Below are 26,843 nucleotides of genomic sequence, written 5' to 3'. Positions count from 1 at the left end.
CTCGACCATGTGCACCGGGATGCGGATGGTGCGGGCCTGGTCGGCCATGGCGCGGGTGATGGCCTGCCGGATCCACCAGGTGGCGTACGTGGAGAACTTGTAGCCCTTGGTGTAGTCGAACTTCTCGACGGCGCGGATCAGGCCGAGGTTGCCCTCCTGGATCAGGTCGAGGAACGCCATGCCACGGCCGGTGTAGCGCTTCGCGATGCTGACCACGAGCCGGAGGTTGGCCTCCAGCAGGTGGTTCTTGGCGGACTTGCCCTCGGCGGCGATGACCTGCAGCAGGGGCGCCAGATCGGCGGGAGCCGTCGGCAGCTTCTCCTCGGCGTACAGCCCGGCCTCGATCCGCTTGGAGAGCGTCACCTCCTCGACCGCGGTGAGCAGCCGGGTGCGGCCGATGCCGTTGAGGTAAGCGCGGACCAGATCTGCGGATACGCCGCGCTCGTCAGTCGCGTCCAGGTCGGCAAGCGCCTCGACTTCGTCGGTCACGATGTCTTCGACGACCTTGGAATCCGATGCCTTCATCTCCAGGACCACTTTGAGTCCCCTCCCCCGCGATAACGTCTCGTGCGTACCAGCCGCTTCCGCGCCTGTGTGAGGGCAAGCTTCGTCCGAGGCGCGTTAAGCGGAGGTGAGGCCAGCGTCCAGGTGGCATGAATCGGGGAGAACCCTGTCGTCGTCAAGCCGACAACCCGGGCGTTCGGGTCACCGGAGGTTTGCCGGAACTCGATAATGTGCTTGGCCCTAGGAGGGAATCAGCGTGGTCTTCAAGCGAATGATGCAAGCGCTCGGCGTCGGTGGCCCGTCAGTCGACACCGTGCTGACCAACCCGAACACCTATCCGGGCGGCTACCTGGAGGGAAAGGTCCACGTGGTCGGCGGTGACCACGCGGTCGACATCGAGTACGTCGCGGTCGGCCTGATGACCCGTGTCGAGGTGGAGAGCGGCGACAGCGAGTACCAGTCGAACCAGGAGTTCCACCGTCAGCGGCTGACCGGCTCGTTCAAGCTGGAGGCCGGCGCGCGCCACGACGTCCCGTTCCGGTTCGAGGTGCCCTGGCAGACCCCCATCACCGAGGTGTACGGCCAGCACCTGCACGGCATGACGATGGGCCTGGCCACCGAACTGGAGGTGGCTCGCGCCGTCGACAAGTCGGACCTGGATCCGGTCGCCGTGCACCCGCTGCCCGCCCAGGAGCGGATCCTCAACGCGCTGCTCCAGATCGGTTTCCGATTCAACCGGGCCGACGTCGAGCAGGGCCGGATCTACGGGGTCGATCAGCAGCTGCCGTTCTATCAGGAGATCGAGTTCTACCCGCCGCCGCAGTACGCGAGCGCCATCAACCAGCTCGAACTGACCTTCCTGCCGACGCCGCACAAGCTTCAGGTGGTGCTGGAACTCGACAAGCGTGGCGGTGTCTTCACCGAGGGGCGCGACGCGTTCGGCAATTTCGACGTGGACTACGCGACCGCCGAGCAGACCGATTGGGTGTCCCGCCTGGACCAGTGGCTGCGCCAGTCGGCCCAGCGCCGGGGCATGTTCTTCTAGCGGGGAACGGGGCCCGCTAAAGCTCCAACAGGACCGTGCACGGTCCGACGTTCACGCTTTCGACCAGCATGTGCGCCCGGAAGCGGCCGGTCTCCACGGTCGCTCCCCGGGCGCGCAGCGCTGTCACGTACTCCTCGATCAGGGGTTCGGCGACCTCGGCCGGCGCGGCCGCGCTCCAGCTCGGGCGGCGGCCCTTGCGCGCGTCGCCGTAGAGGGTGAACTGGCTGACCACGAGCAGCGGCGCGGCCAGATCAGCGGCCGAGCGGTCGTCCAGGACCCGCAGTTCCCACGTCTTGCGGGCCAGTTCGGCGGCCTTGGCGGGCGTATCGTCGTGGGTCACGCCGACCAGCACCAGCAGGCCGTCCTTGATCTCGCCGGTGGTCGCCCCGTCGACGGTCACGCTCGCCCGGCTCACCGTCTGTACGAGTGCGCGCATGTGACTCCCGCCGTCCCGGCCGCCGCGAGAGTCGCGACGCCGGGATGGACGCTATCCGACCGGCTCAGCCGGCCTGATCGCTGGTGTATTCGTCCTCGGTGCGCAGCGCCCCGGTGGTGGCGTCGCCGGTGGTGGTGTTCGCGACCCCCGGGCCGGTGCGTGCCCGGTTCGGGAAGCTGGCCGGCCCGGCCGTGCCACCCGTCGTGGTCATGATGCCCTCGGCCGGGGCCGGTCCACCGTTGCGGAGTTCCTCCGTGTCGGTTCCCGCGGGGATCGTGCTGGACAGTTCGTCCTCGGTACGCGAGTCGCTCATCGTCCACCTTCCGGTTCGTGGGGCGTAGTCGCCCGGTTTGCCCGCCCGAGGGCCGCGCAAACCCCCGGCGCTTCACCCCGAACTCGGTGAATATCTCCTCGACATGCTTCCGGCGATGCCAGGATTTGCCTGGGTGGAGGGGTTTGTCGGGTTCTGAGCTCCGATGGTGGCGACCGGTGCACCCCGATCGCGGCGACCCGACCCCCGCCGGATCGAACCGGACCCAGAATGGGAGATCACCCCGTGCCCCTCGCCAGCACCGCCGCCGGGCGCGGCGCCGACACCGATCGCACGGCCCGTCCGGCCGGGACGGCCACCACGGCCACCCCGGCCCGGCCGTCGCGCGGCGGCGCCTCGGCCGCGAGCCGGCGGCAGGCCCGGATGGTGGCGAGACAGCAGCAGGCCACGGAACGGATCGCCGCGGCCACCGCCGAGATCTCGGCGCAGACCGCCGAAGCGGCCGAGGCGTGCCGGCGACTCGGCGAGTCGATGCGGCAGATCGCGGCCGGAGCGGAGGAGGCCTCGGGCGCCGGCCGGCAGAGCCTGGCCGCGATGACGTGGGCCGAGGAGCGGATCGGCGGCCAGGAGCAGACCACCCGCCAGGTCGCCGGCCTCGGCCGGGCGGTGCACGGCCTGCTCGGCGAGACCCGCGGCGGGATCGGCAGGCTGACGGCCATCGTGGAGAGTGCCTCGGCCCGCCAGATCGCCTCGGTCGTCACCGTCACCGAGTTGGAGAGGCAGGCCGGCGAGATCGGTGAGATCGGCGAGATGGCGGCCGACATCGCCGACCGGACCGACCTGCTGGCGCTGAACGCGGCGATCGAGGCGACCCGGGCCGGGCGGCACGGCAAGGGCTTCGCCGTGGTCGCCGACGAGCTGCGCACGCTGGCCGAGACGAGTGAGCGCCACGCCCGTCGGATCCGCGACCTGGTCGACGAGGCGCGCACCGCCGTCACCGAGATCGCCGGTGCGGTGCGGACCTCCGCCGAGACGGCCCGGGGCCAGGTGGAGAGGGGCAGGACGATCACCTCGCGATGGGAGGACATCCGGGCCGGCGTGGGCACGATCGTGGCCGGTGCGGTCGAGATGGCCGCCTTCGCCGAGCAGTCGAAACGGGCCGCGGCGACCGGCAGGCAGTGGTCCGGGGAGGTCGCCGCGGCGGCTGAGCAGCAGTTCGCGGTCTGCGAGGAGTCGCTCCGGACAGTGGCCCGGCAGACCCGGGCGCTGCGGCGGAGCGAGCAGGTCGCCGACGAGCTGGCCGAGGCGTCCGAGACGCCGCGGAGCGGCACGGACGTCGCGCAGAGCGCGGAGGAGCTGACCGCGGCGGTGGAGGAGATCAGCCGGGCCGCCGGCCGGATCAACGCGGCGATCAACGAGCTCGGCGCCGGAGCGCGGACGGCGGGGGAGCAGGGCCGGCAGGCGTCCGAGCTGGTCGGCCGGATCGAACAGGACGTCCGGCTCTCGGTGAACCGCGGCGGGTCCGCGGTGGAGCGCGCCGACGTGATCCTGGAGCTGCTGGACGGCACCAGGCAGCAGGTCGACTCGATGATCGACGCGATCGGCCAGGCCGCCCGTCAAGCCGCCGACAGCGTTCGCAGGGTCAGCGAGCTGGAGCGGATCTCCCGCCGGATCGACAAGATCGTCGACGGGATCGCGAACGTGTCGATCCGGACCACCATGCTCGCGGTCAACGGCTCGGTCGAGTCGGCCCGGGCCGGGGAGCCCGGCGAGGGCTTCGCCGTCGTCGCCACCGACCTTCGCGACCTGGCCCGGGACTCCACCGACGACGCCGACCGGATCAAGGACCTGATGACGGCGGTACAGGACCGGGTCGCCGAGGTCCGTGCCGGCCTGGAGGAGAACGATCGGCACGCGCCGGCCGCGGTGGAGGCCGCCACGGCGACCGCCGCCCGGCTGGAGGAGATCGAGCGCGAGATGCGGCAGGTCCGCGGCGGCAACGACGGGGTACGCGAGTCGGCGGTACAGATCGCCGGGGTGCTCGCCGAGGCCAGGAGTGGACTGGACCAGATCGTCTCGTCCGCCCACGAGACCGGGCGGCTCGCCGCCCAGTCCTCCGTCGTGGCCGGGGAGCAGGTTCAGGGCGCCGAGGAGCTGACGGCCGCGGCCGAGGAGATCGCCGCCCTCGCCGCCCTCGCCACCGAGCCGCAGAACGCCGTCTGACCGGGCGAGAAGGGCACCGGATGGACGCCGCCGAGCACGACGACTACGTGACGTTCGACGTGGCGGGGGAGCGGTACGCCGTCCCGGCGCGCCGGGTGCGGGAGATCATTCGGATGCCCGCGGTGGTGAAGGTGCCGTTCGGCCCGCCCTCGCTGGAGGGCCTGGCCGACCTGCGTGGCCGGGTGCTGCCGGTGGTCAGTCTGCGGAGCCGCCGCGCGAGGGACCGGGCCGGGCACGACGAGACCAGCCGGGTGATCGTGGTGGACGGGGACGTGCCGCTCGGTTTCGTGGTCGACCGGGTGTCCGGTGTGATCCGCTGCGACCCGCGGCAGGTCCAGCCGGCCTCGTCGGTGCGGCCGGCGGACCGGTCCGGCGTGCTGGCCGGTGTGATTAAGTCCCGGGGCGGGATGACCACGGTGCTCGACGTCGACAACCTGATCGGCGGCCGGTTCCCCCGGCTCTCCGGGAAACGGTCCACGCGCGACGGTTCGCCGCCCGCCCGTGGCGGACCTCCCGGGCCGGCAGCGGATGCTCCAGCTCGTCCGGGTGGACCGGCTTCTCCCCGCGAGGGACGGCCGGACGTGGTGACCGGCGCGGTCGGCACGCTGCCACCCCCGGACACCTCGCCCGGGGCCGGACGATGCTGACCGCCGGAAGCGCCGGTGCCGCAGACCGGGAGGTGGCGGCATGAACCCGCTGCTCGCCCAGTTCCTCGCCGAGACGGACGACCTGCTCTCCCAGGCGGGCCGGGGACTGCTCCGGCTGGAGCGCGTGCCCGGCGACCCGGAACCGGTCAACGAGGTGTTCCGGGCCGCGCACACGGTCAAGGGCTCGTCCGGGCTCTTCGACCTCCCGGAGCTGACCCGCCTCACGCACGCCACCGAGGACCTGCTGGCCGAGGTCCGCGCCGGCCGTCTGGGCCTCGACTCGGGCATGACCGGCGACCTGCTGGCCGCCTTCGACCTGATCCGTGGCTGGCTGGCACATGTGAGCACGCACGAGCGGCTCCCGTCGAGCGCGGGCGCCGACGCGGCGGAGCTGATCACCCGACTGCGCGCCCCGCTCGGCGGCGAGGCGACGCCCCCCACGCGGGCGACGAAGAGCGGGGCGCTCACCCGGCGCCCCGGCGGCGGCGAGCCGCCGCCGGAGGCCGAGGAGACGGTCACCGTGCCCGTCACCCCGGTGATCGAGGTCGGCAAGGAGAAGATGGACCGGCTGGTGGAGCTGGCCGCCGAGCTGAACGTGGCCACGAACGGGCTCACCTTCCTGGCCGTCGCCGCCGAGGAGGAGTTCGGCAGCCGGATGCTCAGCCGCCGGATCAAGGACCAGCACGCCGGGATGCACCGGATCGCCGAGCAGTTGCGGGCCGCCGTCACCGACGTACGGATGGTTCCGCTCTCGGTGGCGTTCGGACGGTTCCCCCCACTGGTCCGGGACCTCAGCCGGCGCCTCGGCACGACCGTCGAGCTGGTCACCGAGGGCGAGGACACGGTGGCCGACGCCGACGTCATCGAGGCTCTGGGCGAACCCCTGACGCACCTGGTGCGCAACAGCGTGGTCCACGGCATCGAGCCGTCCGCCGAGCGGGTCGCCGCCGGAAAGGCGCCGGCCGGCCGGCTTACCCTCACGGCGGTCGCCGACCGGGACGCGGTGATCGTCGAGGTGTCGGACGACGGGCGCGGGGCCGGCCCGGATTTCACGACGGCGGCGCAGATCCCCGTCCGGCCCGGGCGGGGCGCCGGCATGGACGCGGTCCGGGCGGGTGTCGAGAAGCTGGGCGGAGCGGTCACCATCCGGTCCGAGCCCGGTGAGGGGACGGCCGTCCGGTTGCGGGTGCCGCTGTCCACGGCGGTCACCCGGGTGATGGTGGTCGGCGTGGGCGGGCAGCGCTTCGGCGTCCCGGTCGACCTGGTGGTCGAGACGGCCCGGGTGCCGGCCGGGGAGATGGGCCGGGTGCTGCGCCAGGAGGTGATGATGCTGCGCGGCGACGTGGTTCCGGTGGTCGATCTGGCCCGGGTCCTGGACATGCCGTGGTCCGCCGACGCCGGCGCCGACCGGCGGATCCTCGTGGTGAGCGTGAACGGCCGGCGGACCGGCCTGCTCGTCGAGCGGTTCCATCGTGAGGCCGACGTGGTCCTCAAGCCGATGGAGGGTCTGCTCGCCTACGCCGACGAGTTCTCCGGGACCGCCCTGCTCGGCGACGGCCTGGTCCTGCTCGTGCTCGACATGAGCCAGGTGCTCGGCCGTGCCGCTCGCATCGCGTGAGGAGACGGCCCGCCCCGGTCGGCGTGCCGCGTGTGGGCGTCCACCGCATCGAGGCCGTCGTGGAACCTGACATCATGGTCACGTGACGTTCTCGCTGCCCATACCGGCCGAAGCCAACGATCTGCTCAACCGCGATCCGCTCGCGGTGACCCTCGGCATCGTGCTGGACCAGCAGATCACCCTGGAGAAGGCCTTCACCTCGCCGTGGGTCCTGGCGCAGCGGCTCGGGCACGAGCCGGCCGCCGCCGAGATCGCCGACTTCGACCCGGAGCGGCTGATCGCGATCTTCGCCGAGCCGCCGGCCCTGCACCGTTTCCCCAAGGCGATGGCGCTGCGGTCGCAGGAGGTCTGCCGGGTCATCGCCGACGAGTACGACGGCGACGCCGCCAACCTGTGGCGTGGCGTCGCCACCGGCGCCGAGCTGTACCGGCGCATCCTCGCCCTGCCCGGGTTCGGCAAGCAGAAGGCGCAGATCTTCGTGGCGCTGCTGGGCAAGCTCTACGACGTGCGGCCGGAGGGCTGGCGGGAGGCGGCCGGCGGTTACGGCGAGGAGGGGTCCTACCGGTCCGTCGCCGACATCGTCGACGCCGAGTCGCTGGCCCGGGTGCGCGCCTACAAGAAGCAGGTCAAGGCCGAAGCGAAAGCCGCGAAAGAAGCCTAGCTGGGCGGTGTGGCCCGGTGAGTGCGAGGATGGCGAGGTCGATCGGAGACCTCGCGTGAAAAAGCAACCGGTGTTGATCACCGATGCGGCTCGCAGCCAGGACGCTCAGCTTCGTAGCCGGCAGATCCGCTATGTATCGATGATGGCGGTGCGGGCGGGTTGCCTCATCCTCGGCGGGATCCTGATCAGTGCCCAGGTGCCACTGCTGCCGCTCTGGCTCGCTCTCTGCGCGCTCGGCATGGTCCTGTTGCCCTGGATGGCGGTGCTGATCGCCAACGACCGCCCGCCCAAGAGCAAGGAGGAGCGGGCCGCCGACCAGGCCGCCCGCGAGGACGTCCGCCGGGCCCTCGAGGAGCCGCGCCCCGCCGAGCCGGAGCACGTCACCATCGATTCCGAGATCGTCGAGGACCCCGAGGAGGGGTACGCGACGCGACGCCGCGGCGACTGACGTCAGGCGGGGCGCGCCCCGGTCCGTCCCACCGCGGCGGCGCCCAGCGTGCCACCGGCCCGCAGCGCCGCTTCCGGCGCGGCGCCCGAACACCATGCGGTGAGCAGGCCCGCCGCGAAGGCGTCACCCGCGCCGGTCGGATCCTTCACCGGTACGGCCTCCGCCGGCACCGACCATTCCCCGCCGTCCGGCCCGGCCCACCGGGCGCCGGCCGCACCCTGCTTCACCACCACGTTGCGGACGTGCGCCGCCAGCCGCGCCGCCTGGTCGGCCGACGTGCCCGGCCCGGCCAGCACACCGGCCTCGTCCGCGTTGCACAGGAGCAGATCGGTTCCGCGTACCCAATCCAGGAAGGCCTCTGTCCCGGTGGCGCGCAACGGGGCGGCGGACGCCGCGTCGACGCTGACCGTGATCCCGGCCGAGGCCGCGGCCGCGAGGGCCGCCAGGCCCGCCGGGCGGGACCCCGCGTGCAGCAGCGGATAGCCGGAGAGGTGCAGGTGGCCGCCGGCCGGCGCGGCCTCGATCACCGAGGTGACGTGCCGCGGATCGAGCAGCAGCGACGCGCCCCGGTCGGTGATCATGGTGCGTTCGGACGCACCGGTGAGCACCACCACGCTGCCGGTGGCGGCGCCCGGATGGACCCGCACGGCGCACCGCACCCCGGCCGCCGTGAGCTCCGCCACCCGGTCACGCCCGGCCTGGTCGTCGCCGACCGCCGCGATCAGGGTGACCGCCTGCCCGCAGTGGGCCAGCCAGGCGGCCGTGTTCGCCGCCTGACCGCCACCGGCGACCCGGATGGCGGCGTCCGTGTCCGAGCCGGCCTGGATCGGCCCGTCGTGCTCGACCAGGACGTCGGTGACCAGGTCGCCGACGACGAAGATCATGCGCTGTTCCTCACGCTGGACGTTGTCAGGCCGGGACGGCGAAGCCGACCGGCGCCGTCGATCCGCGGGCCGCGGCGACGGCGATCTCGGCGGCCAGGGCCGCGTTACGCAGGATGATCCGGATGTTGACCGCCAGGCTCCGGCCCTCGGTGCTGGCGTGGAAGTGGCCCAGCAGGAACGGGGTGACGGCTTTGCCGGTGATGTTCTGCTCGGCCAGCAGGTTCAGCCCGGTGGCCAGGGTCCGGTCGTGCAGCGCCGGGTCCAGCTGCTCCTCGGCGGGCAGCGGGTTGGCCAGCACCAGCGCGCCGTCGGTGACGCCGTGCCCGGTGCGGGCCCGGATGAAGCCAGCCACCTGCTCCGGCGAGTCGAGCTGCCAGTCGAGGTCGAAGCCGCCGTCGGTGATGAAGAAGCCGGGGAAACGCCGGGTCTGATAGCCGGCCACCGAGACGCCGAGGGTCTCCAGGCGCTCCAGGGTGGCGCCGACGTCGAGGATCGACTTCACCCCGGCGCAGACCACCACGATCGGGGTGCGGGCCAGAGCGGTGAGGTCGGCCGACTCGTCGTAGGTGACGTTCGCCTCGCGGTGCACCCCGCCGAGGCCGCCGGTGGCGAACACGCCGATCCCCGCGGCCGCCGCGATCGCGCTGGTGGCCGCGACGGTGGTGGCCCCGTCGGCGCCCCGGGCGGCGGCGATCGCCAGGTCCCGGACCGAGAGCTTGGCCACGGCCTCCGCCGACGCCAGGCGCTCGACCTGGTGGTCCTCCAGACCGACGACCACCTCACCACCGATCATGCCGATGGTGGCCGGGACCGCGCCGTTGTCCCGGACGGCCTGCTCGATCTCGCGCGCCACCCGGATGTTGTCGGGGTGCGGCAGGCCGTGCGAGATGATCGTGCTCTCCAGGGCCACGACCGGACGGCCGTCCCGGCGGGCACGGGTCACGTGCTCGCCGTATCGAATCGCGAAGTCAGTCACTGTGTCTCCTTGTCGTGCCCTGCCAGCCCCGGAACAGGCCCCGGCAGGTCGGTGCGGGCGGTCCCGACTGGCAACCGTACGGCGTTCGGCCCCTGCGTTGTCGTTGGACCGACCAGGCGTGAGGTGTCAGACTTGTCGACTGGAGCCCTGGCTCCGTCGTGGCCTCTAGCTTTGATTTCCCGAAGGGCAGACAACCGTGAGCACCCAGATCCTGGAGCGTCCGGAAACACAGGACACCGACACCGGTCCCGAGATGTTCCACTACGTGCGCAAGGAGAAGATCGCGGAAAGCGCGGTCATGGGCACGCATGTGGTGGCACTCTGCGGCGAGACCTTCCCGGTGACCAAAACGCCGAAGCCCGGATCGCCGGTGTGCCCGCAGTGCAAGGAGATCTATCAGGCCATGAAGGCCTGATCAGGCCGTGACGGGCGGATATCTGCTGCTCGTCGCGGATCTTGTCGGTGTGGCGGTGTTCGCCGCGTCCGGCGCTTCGGCCGGCGTCGCGAAACGGCTCGACCTGTTCGGCGTCGCGTTCGTCGGCTTCGCGGCCGCGCTCGGCGGCGGCATCCTGCGTGACCTGGTGATCGGGGCCGTCCCCCCGCTGGCGTTCGCCGACTGGCGGTACGCGGTGACGGCCGTGGCCGCCTCGGTCGCGGTCTTCTGGCTGCATCCGGCACTGCACCGGATGCGGCGTGCCGTGCTGATGCTGGACGCCGCCGGACTGGGTCTGTTCACCGTGACCGGCACGCTGAAGGCGCTCGACGCCGGCGTGCCGGCGGTCGGCGCCTGTCTCGTGGGCATGCTCACAGCGATCGGCGGCGGCCTGACCCGTGACCTGCTCACCGGGGAGATCCCGGCGGTTCTGCAACGAGAGATCTACGCGGTGGTCGCCCTTGGCGGCGCCGTGCTGGTGGCTGTCCTGGACCGGCTGAAACTGACCGGCCTGGTCCCGCTCACCCTCGCCGCGGCCCTGATCACCGGAGTCCGGTTGATCGCGCTCTACCGCCGATGGTCGGCGCCGGTGGCGGTGCCGTAACCGGAGTCCGGCAACAGTCCGCGGCTATGCTGGACCCCGCCTCCGCGCCGATGAATCGCGGAGGTTTTTCCATGGACGAAGGGATTTCGGGAGTTTGAGCCCGCCTGTGCCCAACCTGGATACCTTTCCGACGCTGCGGGACTGGCAGCGCAAGGCGATGGTGACGTACCTTCGTCGCCGTTCCGAGGACTTCATGGCCGTGGCGACGCCCGGCGCCGGCAAGACCACGTTCGCGCTGCGGATCGCCGCCGAGGTGCTCGTCGACGGCACCTGTGACGCGGTCACCGTGGTCTGCCCCACCGAGCACCTGAAGACCCAGTGGGCGCAGGCGGCGGCCCGGGTCGGCATCCAGCTCGACCCGAACTTCCGCAACTCGGACGTGCACTCGTCGCGCGACTTCCACGGGGCGGTGATCACCTACGCCCAGGTCGGCATGGCGCCGGCCGTGCACAAGCGGCGCACCCTCACCCGGCGCACGTTCGTCATCCTCGACGAGATCCACCACGCCGGTGACTCACGCACCTGGGGCGACGGGGTCAAGGACGCCTTCCAGCCGGCCGTACGCCGCCTCTTGCTCACCGGCACGCCGTTCCGGTCGGACGAGAACCCGATCCCGTTCGTGACCTATGAGCGGGGCCAGGACGGCATCCAGCGCTCGCACGCCGACTCGGTGTACGGCTACGCCGACGCGCTCAAGGACCGGGTCGTGCGCCCGGTGCTGTTCATGGCGTACTCGGGCGAGACCCGTTGGCGCACCAACGCCGGCGACGAGCTGGCCGCCCGGCTGGGCGAGCCGATGACGAAGGACCTGATCGCCCAGGCCTGGCGGACCGCCCTGGACCACCGGGGCGACTGGATGCCGCAGGTGATGCGAGCCGCCGACGCCCGCCTCACGAAGATCCGTGAGCACGGCATGCCGGACGCGGGCGGGCTGGTCATCGCCAGTGACCAGCAGGCCGCCCGGGCGTACGCGAAGCTGCTCCACGACCTCACCGGCGAGCCGGCCACCGTGGTGCTCTCCGACGACGAGGGCGCCTCCGGCCGGATCGCCGAGTTCGCCGCCTCGGACAAACGCTGGATGGTCGCCGTCCGGATGGTGTCCGAGGGCGTCGACATCCCGCGCCTGGCCGTCGGCGTCTACGCCACCAGCGCCTCCACCCCGCTCTATTTCGCGCAGGCGATCGGCCGATTCGTGCGGGCCCGGCGGGAGGGCGAGACCGCCACGGTGTTCCTGCCGAGCGTCCCGCACCTACTCGGGCTGGCCAGCGAGATGGAGGCGCAGCGCAACCACGTGCTGGGCGCGCCGAAGGAGAAGGACGGCCTCGAGGACTCCCTGCTGGAGCGGGCTCAGAAGGCGGAGGACGCCCTCGGGGATCTGGACAAGAAGTTCGAGGCGCTGTCCGCCACCGCGGAACTGGACCAGGTCATCTACGACGGCACGTCGTTCGGCACCGGGGCGCTGACCGGGACCGCCGAGGAGGCGGACTATCTGGGGCTGCCCGGCCTGCTCACCCCGGACGAGGTGACCACCCTGCTGAACAGGCGCCAGTCCGACCAGATGGCGGCCCAGAAACGGCAGCAGGCGGAGCAGGCGAAGACCGCGGAGCCGGTGGTTCGGGAGCCGGTCGTGCCGATGAGCGCGGGGGAGCGGCGCAACAGTCTGCGGCGGCAGTTGAACACCCTGGTCGCGGCGCATCACCACCGCACCAACCTGCCGCACGGCAAGATCCATGCGGAGCTGCGCCGGCTCTGTGGCGGGCCGCCGAGCGCGCAGGCCACGATCGAGCAGTTGGAGGAACGGATCGCCACGATCCAGACACTCTGACCGTCGCCGCTGATGTTAAGTCCTCTTGACTGTTAAGTCCTCTTGACGTCAAGAGGACTTAACATCAGAATGGACGCATGACGACGACGCTCATGGATCGATTTGTTCGCTGGAACCTCGACTTCGACGGCGACCTCTACGGCCGCGACGAGAGGGAGCGGCTGCGGTGGTACGAGGGCGCCGCCACCGTCGCCCAGTTGCAGGCGATCACCGTCCCGTGGGCGGCGGCCGGGCTTGTCTGGGTGGTCGGCGCGCCGGTCGCCTGGCCGCTGGCGATCGTGCTCGCCGCCCTGCTGATCCCGATCGCGATCCGCCCGATCTACGTCAAGAGCCGGCAGGTCGAGATCACGCCACGGGAGTGGAGCCGCAAGCGGCTGCTGCTCGGCGCGCTCGCCGGCCTGCCCTACTGCGTCTTCATCGTCGGTCTCTACTACCACGTCTTCCCCGGGTCGGACACGTGGTGGATGGGCATCATCGGTGCCACGTTCGGCCTCGGCGTCGGAGCGGTGATCCAGGGTCGGCAGACCCGCCGGGTTCGCCGTCAGGACGCCCTCGCCGTCGGGGACGAGGACTGATGGCCCCGCCGTCCGGCACGGTGCGGGCCGCTGAGGCCGGCGGCACGACCGGCGCCCGCATCCGGGAGGCCCGCAAGGCCGCCGGTTTCACCCAGCAGAGCATGGCCACCGAGATCCAGGTGAGCCGGCAGACCGTCATCGCCATGGAGACCGGCGATTACGCCCCCTCGGTCTATCTGGCGATCAAGGTGGCCCGGGCGCTGGGCACCACGGTCGAGACGCTCTGGGCCGAGGACTGAGACGACGCAGAGAGGGCGCTCCCGCCGGGAGCGCCCTGTCTTGTCGTCACGTATTAGTCGGGGGACCGCTGCTGCTAGTTGGAGTTCGCCATCATGTCCGCGCCGCGCCAGGTGAATTCCGGATCGGCCTTGTACTGCACGGCGATCTTCACCAGGTCCTTGGCGTACCGGTTGGCGTGGTGGCCACAGAAAACCAGTTCACTGCCACCCGCCAGGGTCAAACGGAGCTTCCCGGCTGCATTGCAGCGGTCGCACCGTTCATCGGCTGCGGGGCCGGCCACACTTCCGGCCGGCGGCGTGAGGGTCGGGGTCATCGCCTTCCTCCTCTGTTCGTCACCGATGAACATGTTCCTCGGCTACTGCTCACACATCGTGCAACACCCTGCACCGTTGCAGCCTTCCCAGAGTGCCCCGGGGGGACCGAAGTCACACGCTGGTCTGGCTAGTGTGCCGTGATCCAAGGGTGCCACGTCAACGATCACTTCTGCACAACGGTCTGATCACCACCCGTTGATGTACGGGTGGTGACCATTCGGACACGTAAAGTTGACCAAACGTCCTAGTCGAGGTACCGCGGAGCGGCCCTAGTCGAGATAGTCGCGCAGGACCTGCGACCGGGACGGGTGACGCAACTTCGACATCGTCTTCGACTCGATCTGCCGGATCCGCTCCCGGGTCACCCCGTAGACCTGGCCGATCTCGTCCAGCGTGCGCGGCTGGCCGTCGGTCAGGCCGAAACGCAGCCGGACCACGCCCGCCTCCCGCTCGGAGAGGGTCTGCAGCACCTGCTGGAGCTGGTCCTGCAGCAGCGAGAAGGAGACCGCGTCGACCGCGACGACCGCCTCGGAGTCCTCGATGAAGTCACCGAGCTGGCTGTCGCCCTCGTCGCCGATCGTCTGGTCCAGGGAGATCGGCTCCCGAGCGTACTGCTGGATTTCCAGCACCTTCTCGGGCGTGATGTCCATCTCCTTGGCGAGCTCCTCCGGGGTGGGCTCGCGGCCCAGGTCCTGGAGCAGCTCACGCTGGATGCGGCCGAGCTTGTTGATGACCTCGACCATGTGCACCGGGATGCGGATGGTGCGGGCCTGGTCGGCCATGGCGCGGGTGATGGCCTGCCGGATCCACCAGGTGGCGTACGTGGAGAACTTGTAGCCCTTGGTGTAGTCGAACTTCTCGACGGCGCGGATCAGGCCGAGGTTGCCCTCCTGGATCAGGTCGAGGAACGCCATGCCACGGCCGGTGTAGCGCTTCGCGAGCGACACCACCAGACGCAGGTTGGCTTCGAGCAGGTGGTTCTTCGCCCGCTCGCCGTCCCGGTTGATCCACTTGAGGTCACGCTCGAAGTTGCGCTCGAGCGCCTCCTCACCCTCGTCGGCGGCACGCAGCCGCTCGGCGGCGTAGAGGCCGGCCTCGATCCGCTTGGCGAGCTCGACCTCCTGCTCCGCGTTGAGCAGCGGAACCTTGCCGATCTGCTTGAGGTAGGCACGGACCGAGTCGGCGGAAGCGGTCAGCTCCGCGTCACGGCGGGCCTGCTTGAGCGCCTCGGACTCCTCGTCGTCCCACTCGAAGTCGCCGTCGGTCGCCGAGCTGGCGGCGTCGGTGGCGGCCGCCGCCACCAGGGCGGGCGGCTCCTCGATCACCACGTCTTCGACCACGGCGGCGAGCTCGGCGGGATCGATCTCCTCGCCGGGGCCCTCCTCGCCGGGCTTCTTCGCCGTGGCGGCCTTGGCGGCGGCGGTCTTGCGGACCGGAGCGGCCTTCTTGGCCGGGCCTGAGGCGTCACCCCCGCCGGCCGGTGAGGCCTGCTTGGGCGCGGGCGCGGCCTTCTTGGCCGCGGCGGTCTTGGCGGTGGTCGCCCGGGAAGCCGGTGTGGTGGAGCGGGCCGCTGCCACCTTGGGGCGCCGGGTGCTGGCCGAACCGTCGACGACGACGGTGATGCCGGCGTCCACCAGCCCGCGCAGGATCTTCTTGGCCTGCGCCGGGTTCACCGCGGCGGACTCGAGCGTGTGCGCGACCTGTGCCGATGTGAGTTGCCCGCCAGCACCCTGGGCATGGGTGATCAAGGCCTCGGTGAGAGAGCGAACGTCGGCACCGTTCTGGTGGGCTTCTGTCACGAATGACCTTCCGGAGGCGATGAGATTGGGCACGGCCACGGTCCAGCGCAGCACGCGAGGGCGACTGTCGCCGGAGTCGGTTTTGGGGACCCCCGGGTCACGGACCGTCCCGCTGGTGAGTGTCCGTGAAGCGTGGGCAGGGGTGAATTGTAGCGCCGCTTACCGAGATCCTCCGCCCACAGCACGCCGCCGGGGCCCGACGACCTCGTCAGAGACGCCTGACGCGAGAATGCTATCGGCGGAAAGGACCCCTACGTGAGCGAGATTCCGATGGTATCGACACCTGGCGAGTTGCTGTCCGTGGCGGTGCGGGTGGCCCGGGACGCGGCCGCCACGGCACGCCGGATGCGGGACGAGGCGATCGGCGACGTCGAGACCAAGAGCACCGACACCGACGTGGTCACCGCGGCGGACAAGGCGGTCGAACGGCAGGTGACCGGCGTGTTGCTGGCGGAGCGGCCCGACGACGGCGTCCTCGGGGAGGAGTACGGCGACGCGGTCACGGTGCGCCCGGGTGCCGTCCGGTGGATCCTGGACCCGATCGACGGCACCGTGAATTACCTTTACGGCCTGCCCCAGTACGCGGTCTCGCTGGCCGCCGAGCGTGACGGCGAGGTGGTGGCCGGTGTGGTCGTCAACGCGGCCACCGGCGACGAGTGGACGGCGACCCGGGGCGGCGGGGCGTGGCGGGCCGGGCGGCGGCTCAGCGGCTCGGTGCGGACCACTCTGGACCAGGCGCTGATCGGCACCGGGTTCGGTTACGACGCGCGGCGGCGGGCGCATCAGGGGGCCGTGATGGCCCAGCTGATCACCCGTGTGCGTGACATTCGCAGATTCGGCGCGGCGGCACTGGACCTGTGCCTCGCGGCCGAGGGGTCGCTGGACGCGTATTTCGAGAAGGGACTGAACCTGTGGGACCACGCGGCGGGTGGCCTGATCGCGGCGGAGGCGGGACTCGTCGTCTCCGGCCTCGCCGGCGCGCCGGCCGGGCGGGAGATGCTCGTGGCGGCGCCGCCGGCGCTCTTTCCGGCCCTGCACGACGCCCTGGTCGAGCTGGACGCGGCCGGCGGGCCGTGAGCCCGCCGGCGGCCGGGTCACTGCCTGGTCTCGGGCTCCGAGGGCTCCTCGGCCGGTTTCTCGGCCGGCTTGACGCAGGCGCCCGGGGGCAGGGTGGGCTCGCCCTCGGCGCCGAGCGACTGGTTCACCTCGGTCGTGGTGGCGAGTGCCTGGAACTTGTCGCCGATGATGATGTCGACCACGTCGCCCTCGCGCTTGGCGTTGTAGACCATCGTCGAGTGGGCCAGGAAGTACGCCTGCAGGAGGTGGGCCTTGCCGACGGTGTCCGGGCCGTACCGGATCTCGGCGACGCCTTCGACCTTGGTCTTGGTCTTGCCGACCTCCTGGACGACGAAGCGGCGGTTCGCGAACTCGTTGCTCACCTGTTCGGCCAGGTCGGCCCGTTTGGTCCCGTTGAACACCTTGATGGTGACCTTCGCCGGATCGTTCGGCAGCCGGATGTCGGCCAGCGGCGCCCCGGCCGGGCAGCCGCCACTCGCGAGGTCACGTTGCGTGTCCCGGAAGAGGGCGACGACGACGAAGACCACCGCGGCCACGGTGAGCACGCCGACGACGACGAGCGCTCGGACGCGCGCAAAGCTCATGGGGCTGGCTCCAGGATCGGACGACGGACCCGGGTAAGGTGCCCGGGCCTGTCGAGAGGTTAGCGTCTGTCCGCCAGGGGCGCGGAAACAGGGAATGCTTCCGGCGCGTTGACGATGATCCAGAGCCTGATGCCCCTACCTTGATGTCGCCTCAGTCACATCGGGAACAATGTGCCGCCGGAGTACGTACAAGCCTGCCGCGACAGCGGTAGGGTTCCGCGCCCGGCGAGGCGGTTTCCAACGTCCTGACGGGTGTCGGAAATCGGCCGGCGGAACCGGGAACCGAAACCCTGCCAATGGCGTTACAGACGCCAAGTGACACATCGATACAGGAGAGTGAAGACCGATGGCCACCGACTACGACGCCCCGCGTCGCGATGAGGTCGACCTCGGCGAGGACAGCCTTGAGGAGCTCAAGGCGCGCCGCGCCGACTCGCAGTCGGGCGCAGTCGACGTCGACGAGGTAGAGGTGGCGGAGAGCTTCGAGCTGCCCGGCGCCGACCTCGCCGACGAGGAGCTCACCGTCAAGGTGCTGCCGATGCAGACCGACGAGTTCCGCTGCTCCCGCTGTTTCCTCGTACACCACCGGAGCCAGCTGGCCACGGAACGCAACGGGGAGCTGATCTGCCGCGAGTGCGCCTGAGCGCACTCGCGCGCAGCGCGGCGTCACCCACCCGATCGCGGTCCCCGCGGTCGGGCGTACGGCGTTCTCAGGGGGGTTTGACAGGGGGGTTTGACCCTGGGTCGTGACCGGGCACAGATAGCCGGTGACGACCACGGGAAGGACGACGATGAGCCAGCCGGATCGCGTGACCGAGCCCGGTACCGAGATCGTGCCCACCGCCGCCCGGACACCGGACGCTGAGCCGACGCCAGGCGCCGAGCCGACGTCGGATGTGGGCCGCACTGTCGCGGCCCTCACCGCGGACGACCTGGAGCCGGGCGGCCGTCGGCGGCTCCTCGGTCGCCTGGCCGGCCAGTTCCGTGCCCGTGACGTCGGCCGGTTGTTCCGGCCGAAGGCGGCGCTGCGCTGGATCACCGACGTGGTCGCCGACGTGGCTCCGCACGTCCCGGTCCGGGACGGCGAGACGCTGCGCCGGCACTTTCCCGGCCTGGACGACGCCGAGCTGGCCGAGCGCCTGATCCGTAACGCCGGGCGGGCGACCGCCGGCGTGGGCGCGGCCGGGGGCGGCATCGCCGCGGTCGAGTGGGTCGCCGCGCCGGCCCTGCTCTCCGCGCCCGTGCTGCTGGCCACCGAGACGGTGGCCGTGGTCGCGATCGAGATCAAGTTGATCGGCGAGCTGCACGAGCTGTACGGCCGCCCGATCACCGGCACCGTCGGTGAGCGCGCCCTGAAGCTCGTCGAGTCGTGGTCAGGCCAGCGCGGGGTCAACCCGCTGGTGCCGGGCGTCGGCGTCGCCACCGTGCTGGGCACGGCGGCCCGCAAGGAGCTGCAGAAGTCGCTGATGAAGCGGTTCGGCCGGAACCTGACCACGCTGGGCCCGATGCTGACCGGTGCGGCGGTGGCCAGTTACCTGAATCGGCGGGCCACCCGGCAGGTCGGCGACAGCGTCCACGCCGATCTGCGCAAGCCGGCGCTCAGGACGCCGCCCGCTCGGCCCGCGCTCGGCGGCTGACCTCGAGCAGGGCGGTGGCCAGCTCGACCGGGTGGCGCGTGCTGACCACCCAGAACGGGGTCGGGTCGGCCGGGTCGTCGAGCAGCACCTGCACGGCCGTGCCGATCCAGGCCCGCTGCACCACGAAGGCCAGCGGGTGCGATCCGACGCCCAGCGCCTCGCGCTTGCCGGCGGCGTCGAGGGCCACCACGTCCGCGATGAACTCGACCGGCAGCCGTGCGTCGTCGACCCGGAACTCCGTGGGCGTGACCTCGACCCGCAGCCGGCCCATCGGGACGATCAGCAGCAGCCCGAGCGGGACCAGCACCGCGAACGGCAGCCAGGTGGGCAGTTCGGGCAGGCCCAGGGCCAGCTCGACGGCGATGACGGCGGATCCCGCGAGGGCGGCCGGCCATGCCCACCACGGGACGTTGAGCCGTTCCTGGTGGGCCGCCACCGTGCGGGCCGGAGACTGGGGTGTCACCCTCGAAGGGTACGGCGCGCCTCCGTGGCCGGGCGAGGCAGGATGGCAGGGTAGGTGCCGCCCGCAGTACCCCAGTGAAGGACACCCCGCCGTGACCGATGTGAACGTCCAGGTCCTCCGGATCGACCCGGATCTGCCCCTGCCGGCCTACGCGCACCCCGGTGACGCCGGCGCCGACCTGGTCGCGGCCGAGGAGGCGGAGATCGCGCCGGGCGCGCGGGTCAAGGTTCGCACCGGCGTCGCGATCGCCCTGCCGGACGGGTTCGTCGGCCTGGTGCACCCACGCTCCGGACTCGCCGCGCGCCTCGGCGTGACGGTCCTCAACGCGCCCGGTACGGTCGACGCCGGATACCGCGGCGAGATCCTGGTGAACCTGATCAATCACGATCGGGAGAACACCGTCAAGATCTCCCGGGGCGACCGGATCGCCCAGCTCGTGATCCAACGGGTGGAGCGGGCGGCGTTCCACGCTGTGGACGCCCTCGACGACACCGCGCGCGGTGCGGGCGGGCACGGTTCGACCGGCGGCCACCAGGCCCTCTGAGCTGAAGAGAAGGAAAGGCTGGCAGTGATGTTCTCCCGTAAGCGCGAGGCTGCGAAGCACGTCCGTGCGGCTGACGCGCCGCCCTCCAAGGCGCTCGCCGAGAGCCTCGCCTCCGACGGCACGGCGCCCGCCCCCGAGTTCGGCCCGTGGGACTCGTCGCACGCCCCCGACGGGGTTCAGCGGCTCGACCTGGGCAGCCTGCTGATCCCGGCGATCGAGGGCGTCGAGGTGCGGGTGCAGGCCAACCCGGAGGGCGGCGTGGAGCAGGTCGTCCTGGTCGACGGGGACAGCGCCCTGCAACTGGGTGTCTTCGCCGCTCCGCGGACCGAGGGCATCTGGGGCGAGGTGCGTGCCGAGATCGCCGCGGCCATGACCGCCGACGGGGTCGACGCCCGCGAGGTCGACGGCAAGTACGGCGTCGAGCTGGTGGCCCGGGTGAACACCCCGGACGGCCCGGCGGACGTCCGGTTCGTCGGCGTGGACGGGCCGCGCTGGATGGTTCGCGCGCTCTACCAGGGTGCGGCGGCCTCCGACCCGGGCCGTGAGGGCGTGCTGGGCGACGTGCTGTCCGGTCTCGTCGTGGTCCGCGACGCCGAGCCCCGCCCGGTGCGTGAGCCGCTGCCGATGCGGCTGCCGAAGGAGATGGCCGAGCAGGGCCAGGCCGCGGCGGAGCAGGCGGCGAACGGCAACCAGATGGCGTGACCTAGATCACCGGAGCGTTTCGGGCGTAGCGTGGGAGTCGGGCGCACGCGCACACTGCGTCGCGTCGACGAAGGGTGACAGCGAAGTCATGACGACCGAAGAGCGCACCGGACTGCGCCGGTTCCTGAGCCGGTTGACAGCGACCGATTCGGAACTCGACGCGGAGGAGTTGCAGCGGGATAGCGCCAAGTGCGGCGCCGTCCCGGCCGGTGACTGCCGCCGCGGGCAGGTCGTCTCCGTGTCGGGACGACTGCGCACCGTGGCGTACACTCCTCGAACCAACCTGCCTACGCTGGAGGCCGACCTCTACGACGGCAGTGACGTGGTCACGCTGGTCTTCCTGGGGCGCCGGTCCATCGCCGGCATCGAACCGGGGCGTCAGCTCACCGCGCGCGGCCGGATCGCCGTCCGGGACGATCGCAAGGTGATCTACAACCCCTACTACGAGCTGGAGGCGCCCCGGTGACAACCGGAAGCGAGCCGCGCCACGCCGCACACGAGTCGGTCGAGGAACGCCTCTCCGAGGTGATCGGATCGGCCGAGGAGAAGCTCGCCGAGGAGATCATCGCGGAGCAGGACCTGCACGAGGTGATGCAGCCCGCGAAAGGCGACGACGAGGAGGAACCCCTCCCGTCGATGAGCGAGCAGATCTCCGAGCAGCTCGGCGGTGTCCGCGGGCTGATCGAGTCCAGCGTTCCGGTCCTCGCCTTCGTGATGCTCAACGTGCTGCTCGGTGACGCGGTCCTGGGCCTGGAGAAACGCGACGCGCTGCTCTGGGCGATCATCGGCTCGGTGAGTTCGGCGCTGGCCATCGGCGGGGTCCGGCTGGTCCGCAGGCAGCCGATCCGGCACGCGGTCAACGGCCTCTTCGGCATCGCGCTCGGCGCCTGGCTGGCCTGGCGCACCGGCGACGCCAAGAACTTCTACCTGCCCGGCATCCTGCTGACCTTCGGCCAGGCCGCGCTGCTGCTGGTCTCGGTGGCGTTCCGCAAGCCACTGATCGGTTACGCCTGGGGCATCATGGCGAACAAGGGACGGCAGGACTGGTTCGCCAACAGCGAACTGTTCCGGACCTTCCAGTGGCTCACCGTGCTGTGGGCGGCCTCGCTGAGCCTGCGGGCCGGCATCCAGGCCTATCTCTACTGGCTGGGCGAGGCGAACGCGCTCGGCATCGTGCGGATCCTGGTGAGCTGGCCGATCTACGCCGCCACGTTCGCCTTCACGGCCTGGGCGATCCACCGGGTGACGTCAGCCCAGCGGCGGGACACCACGGTCGCCTAGCATCACCGAACGGACCTGGTCCTCGACCTCGCTGGTGCACACGAAGATCAGCTCGTCGCCGGGTTCCAGCGAGTCGTCCGGCGTCGGCACCAGGACCCGCTTGCCGCGCAGGATGGCGACCAGCGCGGAGTCCCGCGGCATCGGCAACGAGCGCACCGGCTTGCCCTCGTAAGGCGCGTTCTTCGGCAGAGTGATCTCCACCAGGTTGGCCTCGCCCTGCCGGAACGTCATCAGCCGGACCAGGTCGCCGACCGTCACCGCCTCCTCGACGAGGGCGGCCATCAGGCGGGGCTTGCTCACCGCGACGTCGACACCCCACTGCTCGGTGAAGAGCCACTCGTTCTCGGCACGGTTCACCCGGGCCACCACGCGGGGCACCGCGAACTCGGTCTTGGCCAGCAGCGACACCACCAGGTTGGCCTTGTCGTCACCGGTCGCCGCGACCACCACGTCGCAGCCGGCCAGGTCGGCCTCCTCCAGGCTGCTCAGCTCACAGGCGTCGGCGAGCACCCAGCGGGCCTCGGGGACCCGCTCCGGGCAGAGCTGCCGCGGATGCCGTTCGATCAGCATGACCTCGTGGCCGTTGCCGATCAGCTCCTGGGCGATGGACCGGCCCACGTTGCCGGCCCCCGCGATGGCGATGCGCACCGGTCAGTTCCCTTCCTTGTCGGCGCCCTGGGCGATGTCCAGCACCTGCTCCACGATGTCGTCGGTGACCAGCATGTAGACCTGGTCGCCGTCCTGGAGGACGGCCGACGGCTGGGCCAGGGTGCCCATGCCGAAGCGGGAGAGGTAGGCCACGCGGGCCCCGGTGCGGTCCTCCAGCGACTTGACGGTCCGGCCGATCCAGTCCCGGTGCAGCGGGGTCTCCACGATGCTGACCACGGTGGTCGGGTCGCGGAACACCTCGACCCGGGAGTCCGGCACCAGGAACCGGTACATCCGGTCGGAGGCCCAGCGGATCGTCGCGATCGTCGGGATGCCCAGCCGCTCGTAGACCTGCGCGCGCCGGGAGTCGTAGATGCGGGCCACCACCCGGGACACGCCGAACGTCTCGCGCGCCAGCCGGGCGGAGATGATGTTCGAGTTGTCACCGCTGGAGACGGCGGCGAACGCGTCGGCCCGCTCGATGCCGGCGGACCGCAGGGTCTCCCGGTCGAAGCCGATGCCGTTCACCGTGACGCCGCCGAAGTTGTCGCCCAGCCGCCGGAACGCGTCGGCGTCCCGGTCGATCACGGCGACCTGATGGCCCTGTCCGTCGAGCCTCTGCGCCAGCGTCGAACCGAGCCGGCCGCATCCCATGATGACCACGTGCACGGTTCGTGCCCTCCCGAATCTGTACGGACCAGTGTGAGCCTCCCATGCCCGGTGGACAGCCGCTGTCCGGGGCGGGGCACGCGACGTGAGGTGCGCCCGTACCCTTGGCACTCGTGGCACGTACCACCTCTCTAGCCAAACGGCTGCTGCTCGGGCGGCCTTTCCGCTCGGACAAGCTGCAGCACACCCTGCTACCCAAGCGGATCGCGCTGCCCGTCTTCGCCAGCGACGCGCTCTCCAGCGTGGCGTACGCGCCCGACGAAATCCTGCTGACCCTCTCGATCGCCGGCGCGGCCGCCTACGTGTACTCGCCCTGGGTGACGCTCGCGGTCGCGGTGGTGATGGTGACGGTGGTCGCCAGTTACCGGCAGAACGTCCACGCCTACCCGTCCGGCGGCGGCGACTACGAGGTGGCCACGGTCAACCTCGGCCCGAAGTTCGGGCTCGGTGTGGCCAGCGCCCTGCTGGTCGACTACATCCTCACCGTCGCGGTGTCGATCTCGTCCGGGGTGAGCAACCTCGGCTCGGTCATCCCGTGGGTGGCCACCCACAAGGTGATCATCGCGATCGTCGCGATCCTCATCCTCAGCGCGCTCAACCTGCGCGGCCTGCGGGAGTCCGGGGCCACCTTCGCGGTGCCCACCTACCTCTTCGTCGTCGTCATCGTCGGCATGATCCTCACCGGCCTGTTCCGGGTGCTCGTGCTCGGTGAGGACCTGCGGGCGCCCAGCGCCGACCTGACGATCGTCGCCGAGGAGAACGACTTCACCCAGGCCGGTTTCGCCTTCCTGCTGCTGCGGACGTTCTCCTCCGGCTGCGCGGCGCTGACCGGCGTCGAGGCGATCTCCAACGGGGTGCCCGCGTTCAAGAAGCCGAAGAGCCGGAACGCCGCGATCACCCTGATGCTGCTGGGCGGCCTCTCGATCGTCATGCTCTACGGCATCATCCTGTTGGCGCAGGCGACCCACCTGAAGTTCGTCGAGAACCCGGTGCTGCAGATCATCCCGAACGCCGCGTCGGAGGGCTACGTCCAGAAGACGGTCACCACCCAGCTCGCCGAGACGGTCTTCGGCAGCGGGTCGATCCTGCTGTACCTGGTCGGCGCGGTCACCGCGCTGATCCTGTTCCTGGCCGCCAACACCGCCTTCAACGGCTTTCCGGTGCTCGGCTCGATCCTCGCCCAGGATCGCTACCTGCCCCGCCAGCTGCACACCCGTGGCGACCGGCTGGCCTTCAGCAACGGCATCCTGTTCCTCGCGGCCGCCGCCATGGTGCTGATCGTGGCCTTCGAGGCCGAGGTGACCAAGCTGATCCAGCTCTACATCGTGGGTGTCTTCGTGTCGTTCACGCTGTCCCAGGCCGGCATGATCCTGCACTGGAACCGCCTGCTGAGGACGCAGCGCGACCCCGCCCGCCGACGGCGGATGATCCGGTCCCGGGCGATCAACACGTTCGGCATGATCCTGACCGGCGCCGTCCTGATCGTCGTCCTGATCACCAAGTTCCTCCTCGGCGCCTGGATCGCCATCGCCGCCATGATCGTCATCTACGCGCTGATGGTCGCCATCAACCGGCACTACACCCGGGTCGCCGAGGAACTCGAACCCACCGACGAGCGGCCCATGCTGCCCTCCCGCAACCACGCGGTGGTGCTGGTCAGCAAGGTGCACCAGCCGACGCTGCGGGCGCTCGCCTACGCACAGGCCACCCGCCCCGACACGCTCACCGCCGTCACCGTGAACGTCGACGACAACGACACCCGCGCCATCCAGGCCGAGTGGGAACGTCGACAGCTCCCGGTGCCGCTCACCGTGGTCGACTCGCCGTACCGGGAGATCACCCGGCCGATCATCGACTTCGTCAAGAGCGTGCGCCGCAGCTCACCGCGCGACGTCGTCACCGTCTTCGTCCCCGAGTACGTGGTCGGCCGCTGGTGGGAGAACCTGCTGCACAACCAGAGCGCGCTGCGGATCAAGGGCCGGCTGCTCTTCGAGCCCGGCGTCATGGTCACCAGCGTGCCCTGGCAGCTGCGCTCCAGCCAGGACCGCGATCTCGACCGCCTCGACCGGGTGCTGAGCCGCGCTCCCGCCCGCGGGCCCCGCACGCATGCCGGCTCGACCGACGACGAGGAGCACTCGTGAGCGCCCATTCCGAAACCGCTCCCACCAGCACCGGCAAGGACCTGCCCGGCGGAGAGACGGCCGCCGCCGGGAGCCTCGCCGCCGACGAGGACCTGATCGAGGGCGACCGGGTCGAGGTCACGGTGGGTGCCCCGGCGCACGGTGGGCATTGCGTCGCCCGGATCGGCGGCCCGCACGGCCGGGTCGTCTTCGTCCGGCACGCGCTGCCCGGCGAGCGGGTCACCGCCGAGATCACCGAACTGCATCGTGGCTACCTCCGGGCCGACGCGGTGGAGATCCACGAGGCCTCCCCGGACCGGGTCACCCCGCCGTGCCCGTACGCCCGTCCCGGCGCCTGCGGAGGCTGCGACCTCCAGCACGCCTCCGGCGACGCGCAGCTGCGCTGGAAGGCCGCGGTGGTCCGGGACCAGCTCACCCGCCTGGCCGGCTTCACCCCAGAAGATCAGGACCAGATTTTCGTACGGGTGGAACCGCTACCGCCGAACCCGGCCCGTCCCACCACATCCCGCCCGCCATCCGTCTCGCCGAGCGAACCCGTCCCGCTTTCCGCGTCGTCGTCTCCGTCCGTCTCGCCGAGCGATTCCGTCCCGTCCGCCGCGTCGTCGTCCCCGTCCGTCGTGCCGAGCGAGTCCGTCGCGGCGGCCATGGGCGGCTGCGGTGTTGACGAGGATCCGGAGCGGCTGCTCGGCTGGCGGAGCCGAATCCGCTACGCCATCGACGCGGCCGGCCGTCCCGGCCTGTTGCAGCACCGGTCCAACCAGGTGGTGCCGATCGACCGCTGCCGGATCGCACATCCCGCGATCCAGGGACTCGACCTGCTCGCCAACGACTGGCCCGACCTCGCCTCCCTGCAGGCGGTCGCCTCCACCGGCGGGGACGTCGCCGTCCTGGCCCGGCACGCGGGCTCGGCCGCCCCGCCGTCCGGTGACGACCTGGACGAGGCCGCCGAGGGTGGGCCGCTGATCCGCCTCGCCGGCCCCGTCGAGGTGACCGAGCACGCCGGGGGGCGTGCGTGGCGCGTACCCGCGCAGGCTTTCTGGCAGGTGCATCCGGCCGCGGCCGGCACGCTCGTCGACGCGGTTCTGGAGATGCTCCGGCCCGCCGAAGGCGAGATCGCCTGGGACCTGTACGGCGGCGCCGGCCTCTTCGCCGCGGCCCTCGCCGAACGCACCGGAGCCCGCACCACCGTCGTCGAGTCCTCCTCGACCGGGGTGGCCGCGGCCCGCGCCAACCTGGCCGACCTGCCGCAGGCCGAGATCGTCGAGGCGCGCGTCGAGGCGGCCCTCGCCCGGCGGCGGGTGACCGGCCCGGTCGACCTGGTGGTCCTGGACCCGCCGCGGTCCGGCGCGGGCGCCCGGGTGGTCCGGGCGATCGCCGCCGCCCGTCCCCGGGCCGTCGCCTACGTGGCGTGCGACCCGGCCGCGCTCGCCCGTGACCTGAAGACGTTCCGCTCGCTCGGCTGGCGTGTCGAACGGCTGCGTGCCTTCGACTGTTTCCCGATGACCCAGCACATCGAGTGCGTGGCCCACCTGGTCCCCGCCTGAGCCCACCCACCGCCGTACCACGCGGGTGGTGTGGCCGTGGTGGGCGACGG

At 71.3% G+C, this 26,843-nt stretch carries 31 protein-coding genes; 20 read left to right on the top strand and 11 right to left on the bottom strand.

Going from position 1 to position 26,843, the window contains the following annotated elements; all coding sequences use genetic code 11:
* On the bottom strand, positions 1-525 hold a 525-nt coding region (locus QLQ12_RS32310), incomplete at its 3' end, for a sigma-70 family RNA polymerase sigma factor (RefSeq protein ID WP_282764312.1).
* Positions 526-760: 235 nt separating this feature from the next.
* On the opposite strand from QLQ12_RS32310, the gene QLQ12_RS32305 reads away from it, so the two are divergent.
* The gene (locus QLQ12_RS32305) at positions 761-1,549 is read left to right on the top strand and encodes a sporulation protein (RefSeq protein WP_282764311.1); all 789 of its coding nucleotides are present in this window, start codon (positions 761-763) and stop codon (positions 1,547-1,549) included.
* A gap of 16 nt (positions 1,550-1,565) precedes the next feature.
* Here the strand turns inward: QLQ12_RS32305 and dtd are convergent, their stop codons facing one another.
* Positions 1,566-1,985, bottom strand: coding sequence for a D-aminoacyl-tRNA deacylase (gene dtd / locus QLQ12_RS32300; RefSeq protein WP_282764310.1), 420 nt, complete (start codon positions 1,983-1,985; stop codon positions 1,566-1,568).
* A 64-nt stretch (positions 1,986-2,049) separates the two neighbouring features.
* Positions 2,050-2,298 (bottom strand): hypothetical protein, encoded by a 249-nt coding sequence (locus QLQ12_RS32295; RefSeq protein ID WP_407651651.1) that lies wholly within the window; start codon positions 2,296-2,298, stop codon positions 2,050-2,052.
* Positions 2,299-2,541: 243 nt separating this feature from the next.
* On the opposite strand from QLQ12_RS32295, the gene QLQ12_RS32290 reads away from it, so the two are divergent.
* The 5 genes from QLQ12_RS32290 (at position 2,542) to QLQ12_RS32270 (ending at position 7,853) form a co-directional block, all read left to right on the top strand.
* Positions 2,542-4,479, top strand: a complete 1,938-nt coding sequence (locus tag QLQ12_RS32290; protein WP_282764309.1) for a methyl-accepting chemotaxis protein — start codon at positions 2,542-2,544, stop codon at positions 4,477-4,479.
* 20 nt (positions 4,480-4,499) lie between these two features.
* Positions 4,500-5,126: a chemotaxis protein CheW gene (locus tag QLQ12_RS32285; RefSeq protein WP_282764308.1), complete on the top strand. Its 627-nt coding sequence runs from the start codon at positions 4,500-4,502 to the stop codon at positions 5,124-5,126.
* A gap of 40 nt (positions 5,127-5,166) precedes the next feature.
* On the top strand, positions 5,167-6,744 hold the full coding sequence (locus QLQ12_RS32280; protein WP_282764307.1) for a chemotaxis protein CheA: 1,578 nt from the start codon (positions 5,167-5,169) through the stop codon (positions 6,742-6,744).
* A gap of 82 nt (positions 6,745-6,826) precedes the next feature.
* Positions 6,827-7,405: an HhH-GPD-type base excision DNA repair protein gene (locus tag QLQ12_RS32275; RefSeq protein ID WP_282764306.1), complete on the top strand. Its 579-nt coding sequence runs from the start codon at positions 6,827-6,829 to the stop codon at positions 7,403-7,405.
* Between the two features lie 55 nt (positions 7,406-7,460).
* Positions 7,461-7,853, top strand: coding sequence for a DUF3099 domain-containing protein (locus QLQ12_RS32270; RefSeq protein ID WP_282764305.1), 393 nt, complete (start codon positions 7,461-7,463; stop codon positions 7,851-7,853).
* Positions 7,854-7,855: 2 nt separating this feature from the next.
* Here QLQ12_RS32270 and QLQ12_RS32265 read toward each other — a convergent pair whose 3' ends face one another.
* Positions 7,856-8,737 (bottom strand): carbohydrate kinase family protein, encoded by an 882-nt coding sequence (locus QLQ12_RS32265; RefSeq protein ID WP_282764304.1) that lies wholly within the window; start codon positions 8,735-8,737, stop codon positions 7,856-7,858.
* 25 nt (positions 8,738-8,762) lie between these two features.
* A complete protein-coding gene (locus QLQ12_RS32260; RefSeq protein WP_282764303.1) occupies positions 8,763-9,713 on the bottom strand; it encodes a pseudouridine-5'-phosphate glycosidase in 951 nt (316 codons plus the stop codon).
* A 196-nt stretch (positions 9,714-9,909) separates the two neighbouring features.
* Here QLQ12_RS32260 and QLQ12_RS32255 point away from each other — a divergent pair, with 196 nt between their 5' ends.
* The 5 genes from QLQ12_RS32255 (at position 9,910) to QLQ12_RS32235 (ending at position 13,389) form a co-directional block, all read left to right on the top strand.
* Positions 9,910-10,128, top strand: a complete 219-nt coding sequence (locus tag QLQ12_RS32255) for a DUF3039 domain-containing protein (RefSeq protein ID WP_282764302.1) — start codon at positions 9,910-9,912, stop codon at positions 10,126-10,128.
* A 7-nt stretch (positions 10,129-10,135) separates the two neighbouring features.
* A complete protein-coding gene (locus tag QLQ12_RS32250) occupies positions 10,136-10,750 on the top strand; it encodes a trimeric intracellular cation channel family protein (RefSeq protein WP_282764301.1) in 615 nt (204 codons plus the stop codon).
* A 94-nt stretch (positions 10,751-10,844) separates the two neighbouring features.
* The gene (locus QLQ12_RS32245) at positions 10,845-12,575 is read left to right on the top strand and encodes a DEAD/DEAH box helicase (RefSeq protein ID WP_282764300.1); all 1,731 of its coding nucleotides are present in this window, start codon (positions 10,845-10,847) and stop codon (positions 12,573-12,575) included.
* Positions 12,576-12,652: 77 nt separating this feature from the next.
* Complete coding sequence (locus QLQ12_RS32240) at positions 12,653-13,150, top strand: hypothetical protein (protein ID WP_282764299.1); 498 nt, start codon at positions 12,653-12,655, stop codon at positions 13,148-13,150.
* The gene (locus tag QLQ12_RS32235) at positions 13,150-13,389 is read left to right on the top strand and encodes a helix-turn-helix transcriptional regulator (RefSeq protein WP_282764298.1); all 240 of its coding nucleotides are present in this window, start codon (positions 13,150-13,152) and stop codon (positions 13,387-13,389) included. Before QLQ12_RS32240 ends, QLQ12_RS32235 begins: the two co-directional genes overlap by 1 nt.
* Before the next feature lie 74 nt (positions 13,390-13,463).
* On the opposite strand, the gene QLQ12_RS32230 is transcribed toward QLQ12_RS32235, so the two are convergent.
* Both QLQ12_RS32230 and QLQ12_RS32225 read right to left on the bottom strand, forming a co-directional pair.
* Complete coding sequence (locus QLQ12_RS32230; RefSeq protein WP_282764325.1) at positions 13,464-13,703, bottom strand: DUF7455 domain-containing protein; 240 nt, start codon at positions 13,701-13,703, stop codon at positions 13,464-13,466.
* A 270-nt stretch (positions 13,704-13,973) separates the two neighbouring features.
* Complete coding sequence (locus QLQ12_RS32225; protein ID WP_282764297.1) at positions 13,974-15,503, bottom strand: RNA polymerase sigma factor; 1,530 nt, start codon at positions 15,501-15,503, stop codon at positions 13,974-13,976.
* Between the two features lie 270 nt (positions 15,504-15,773).
* On the opposite strand from QLQ12_RS32225, the gene QLQ12_RS32220 reads away from it, so the two are divergent.
* On the top strand, positions 15,774-16,580 hold the full coding sequence (locus QLQ12_RS32220) for an inositol monophosphatase family protein (protein ID WP_282764324.1): 807 nt from the start codon (positions 15,774-15,776) through the stop codon (positions 16,578-16,580).
* A gap of 17 nt (positions 16,581-16,597) precedes the next feature.
* Here QLQ12_RS32220 and QLQ12_RS32215 read toward each other — a convergent pair whose 3' ends face one another.
* A complete protein-coding gene (locus tag QLQ12_RS32215; protein WP_282764296.1) occupies positions 16,598-17,164 on the bottom strand; it encodes a LytR C-terminal domain-containing protein in 567 nt (188 codons plus the stop codon).
* 346 nt (positions 17,165-17,510) lie between these two features.
* Between QLQ12_RS32215 and QLQ12_RS32210 the strand changes: the two genes are divergently transcribed.
* On the top strand, positions 17,511-17,807 hold the full coding sequence (locus QLQ12_RS32210) for a DUF4193 domain-containing protein (protein ID WP_014446959.1): 297 nt from the start codon (positions 17,511-17,513) through the stop codon (positions 17,805-17,807).
* Between the two features lie 148 nt (positions 17,808-17,955).
* Positions 17,956-18,801 (top strand): hypothetical protein, encoded by an 846-nt coding sequence (locus QLQ12_RS32205; RefSeq protein WP_282764294.1) that lies wholly within the window; start codon positions 17,956-17,958, stop codon positions 18,799-18,801.
* Here QLQ12_RS32205 and QLQ12_RS32200 read toward each other — a convergent pair.
* Positions 18,764-19,264 carry a DUF3093 domain-containing protein gene (locus tag QLQ12_RS32200; RefSeq protein WP_282764293.1) on the bottom strand — a complete coding sequence of 167 codons (501 nt, stop codon included), beginning with the start codon at positions 19,262-19,264 and terminating at the stop codon, positions 18,764-18,766. The genes QLQ12_RS32205 and QLQ12_RS32200 overlap by 38 nt on opposite strands.
* A gap of 91 nt (positions 19,265-19,355) precedes the next feature.
* Between QLQ12_RS32200 and dut the strand changes: the two genes are divergently transcribed.
* The 4 genes from dut (at position 19,356) to QLQ12_RS32180 (ending at position 21,791) form a co-directional block, all read left to right on the top strand.
* On the top strand, positions 19,356-19,808 hold the full coding sequence (dut, locus tag QLQ12_RS32195; protein WP_282764292.1) for a dUTP diphosphatase: 453 nt from the start codon (positions 19,356-19,358) through the stop codon (positions 19,806-19,808).
* A gap of 27 nt (positions 19,809-19,835) precedes the next feature.
* Positions 19,836-20,510: a DUF3710 domain-containing protein gene (locus QLQ12_RS32190; RefSeq protein ID WP_282764291.1), complete on the top strand. Its 675-nt coding sequence runs from the start codon at positions 19,836-19,838 to the stop codon at positions 20,508-20,510.
* Positions 20,511-20,598: 88 nt separating this feature from the next.
* A complete protein-coding gene (locus tag QLQ12_RS32185) occupies positions 20,599-20,976 on the top strand; it encodes an OB-fold nucleic acid binding domain-containing protein (RefSeq protein ID WP_282764290.1) in 378 nt (125 codons plus the stop codon).
* Positions 20,973-21,791, top strand: a complete 819-nt coding sequence (locus QLQ12_RS32180; protein ID WP_282764289.1) for a DUF3159 domain-containing protein — start codon at positions 20,973-20,975, stop codon at positions 21,789-21,791. Before QLQ12_RS32185 ends, QLQ12_RS32180 begins: the two co-directional genes overlap by 4 nt.
* Here QLQ12_RS32180 and QLQ12_RS32175 read toward each other — a convergent pair.
* Both QLQ12_RS32175 and QLQ12_RS32170 read right to left on the bottom strand, forming a co-directional pair.
* Complete coding sequence (locus QLQ12_RS32175; protein WP_282764288.1) at positions 21,759-22,439, bottom strand: potassium channel family protein; 681 nt, start codon at positions 22,437-22,439, stop codon at positions 21,759-21,761. The genes QLQ12_RS32180 and QLQ12_RS32175 overlap by 33 nt on opposite strands.
* Positions 22,440-22,442: 3 nt before the next feature.
* Complete coding sequence (locus QLQ12_RS32170; protein ID WP_282764287.1) at positions 22,443-23,108, bottom strand: potassium channel family protein; 666 nt, start codon at positions 23,106-23,108, stop codon at positions 22,443-22,445.
* Between the two features lie 113 nt (positions 23,109-23,221).
* On the opposite strand from QLQ12_RS32170, the gene QLQ12_RS32165 reads away from it, so the two are divergent.
* Positions 23,222-25,249 (top strand): APC family permease, encoded by a 2,028-nt coding sequence (locus tag QLQ12_RS32165; protein WP_282764286.1) that lies wholly within the window; start codon positions 23,222-23,224, stop codon positions 25,247-25,249.
* 92 nt (positions 25,250-25,341) lie between these two features.
* The gene (locus QLQ12_RS32160) at positions 25,342-26,793 is read left to right on the top strand and encodes a class I SAM-dependent RNA methyltransferase (protein ID WP_328518329.1); all 1,452 of its coding nucleotides are present in this window, start codon (positions 25,342-25,344) and stop codon (positions 26,791-26,793) included.
* Positions 26,794-26,843: the final 50 nt, after the last annotated feature.

It is taken from the genome of Actinoplanes sandaracinus, from assembly GCF_030009775.1.
Classification (GTDB): Bacteria; Actinomycetota; Actinomycetes; order Mycobacteriales; family Micromonosporaceae; genus Actinoplanes; species Actinoplanes sandaracinus.
Note: the sequence above shows the minus strand (reverse complement) of the source record. Positions and strands in the feature narration are given on the sequence as shown.

Bases quoted from the DNA above. Each gene is read 5' to 3' on its own strand.
- QLQ12_RS32280 (WP_282764307.1), top strand. From the start codon at position 5,167: ATGAACCCGCTGCTCGCCCAGTTCCTCGCCGAGACGGACGACCTGCTC.
- QLQ12_RS32220 (WP_282764324.1), top strand. From the start codon at position 15,774: ATGGTATCGACACCTGGCGAGTTGCTGTCCGTGGCGGTGCGGGTGGCC.
- QLQ12_RS32235 (WP_282764298.1), top strand. From the start codon at position 13,150: ATGGCCCCGCCGTCCGGCACGGTGCGGGCCGCTGAGGCCGGCGGCACG.
- QLQ12_RS32230 (WP_282764325.1), bottom strand. From the start codon at position 13,703: ATGACCCCGACCCTCACGCCGCCGGCCGGAAGTGTGGCCGGCCCCGCA.
- QLQ12_RS32295 (WP_407651651.1), bottom strand. From the start codon at position 2,298: ATGAGCGACTCGCGTACCGAGGACGAACTGTCCAGCACGATCCCCGCG.
- QLQ12_RS32210 (WP_014446959.1), top strand. From the start codon at position 17,511: ATGGCCACCGACTACGACGCCCCGCGTCGCGATGAGGTCGACCTCGGC.
- QLQ12_RS32215 (WP_282764296.1), bottom strand. From the start codon at position 17,164: ATGAGCTTTGCGCGCGTCCGAGCGCTCGTCGTCGTCGGCGTGCTCACC.
- QLQ12_RS32240 (WP_282764299.1), top strand. From the start codon at position 12,653: ATGACGACGACGCTCATGGATCGATTTGTTCGCTGGAACCTCGACTTC.
- QLQ12_RS32205 (WP_282764294.1), top strand. From the start codon at position 17,956: ATGAGCCAGCCGGATCGCGTGACCGAGCCCGGTACCGAGATCGTGCCC.
- dtd (WP_282764310.1), bottom strand. From the start codon at position 1,985: ATGCGCGCACTCGTACAGACGGTGAGCCGGGCGAGCGTGACCGTCGAC.
- QLQ12_RS32285 (WP_282764308.1), top strand. From the start codon at position 4,500: ATGGACGCCGCCGAGCACGACGACTACGTGACGTTCGACGTGGCGGGG.
- QLQ12_RS32190 (WP_282764291.1), top strand. From the start codon at position 19,836: ATGTTCTCCCGTAAGCGCGAGGCTGCGAAGCACGTCCGTGCGGCTGAC.
- QLQ12_RS32265 (WP_282764304.1), bottom strand. From the start codon at position 8,737: ATGATCTTCGTCGTCGGCGACCTGGTCACCGACGTCCTGGTCGAGCAC.
- QLQ12_RS32185 (WP_282764290.1), top strand. From the start codon at position 20,599: ATGACGACCGAAGAGCGCACCGGACTGCGCCGGTTCCTGAGCCGGTTG.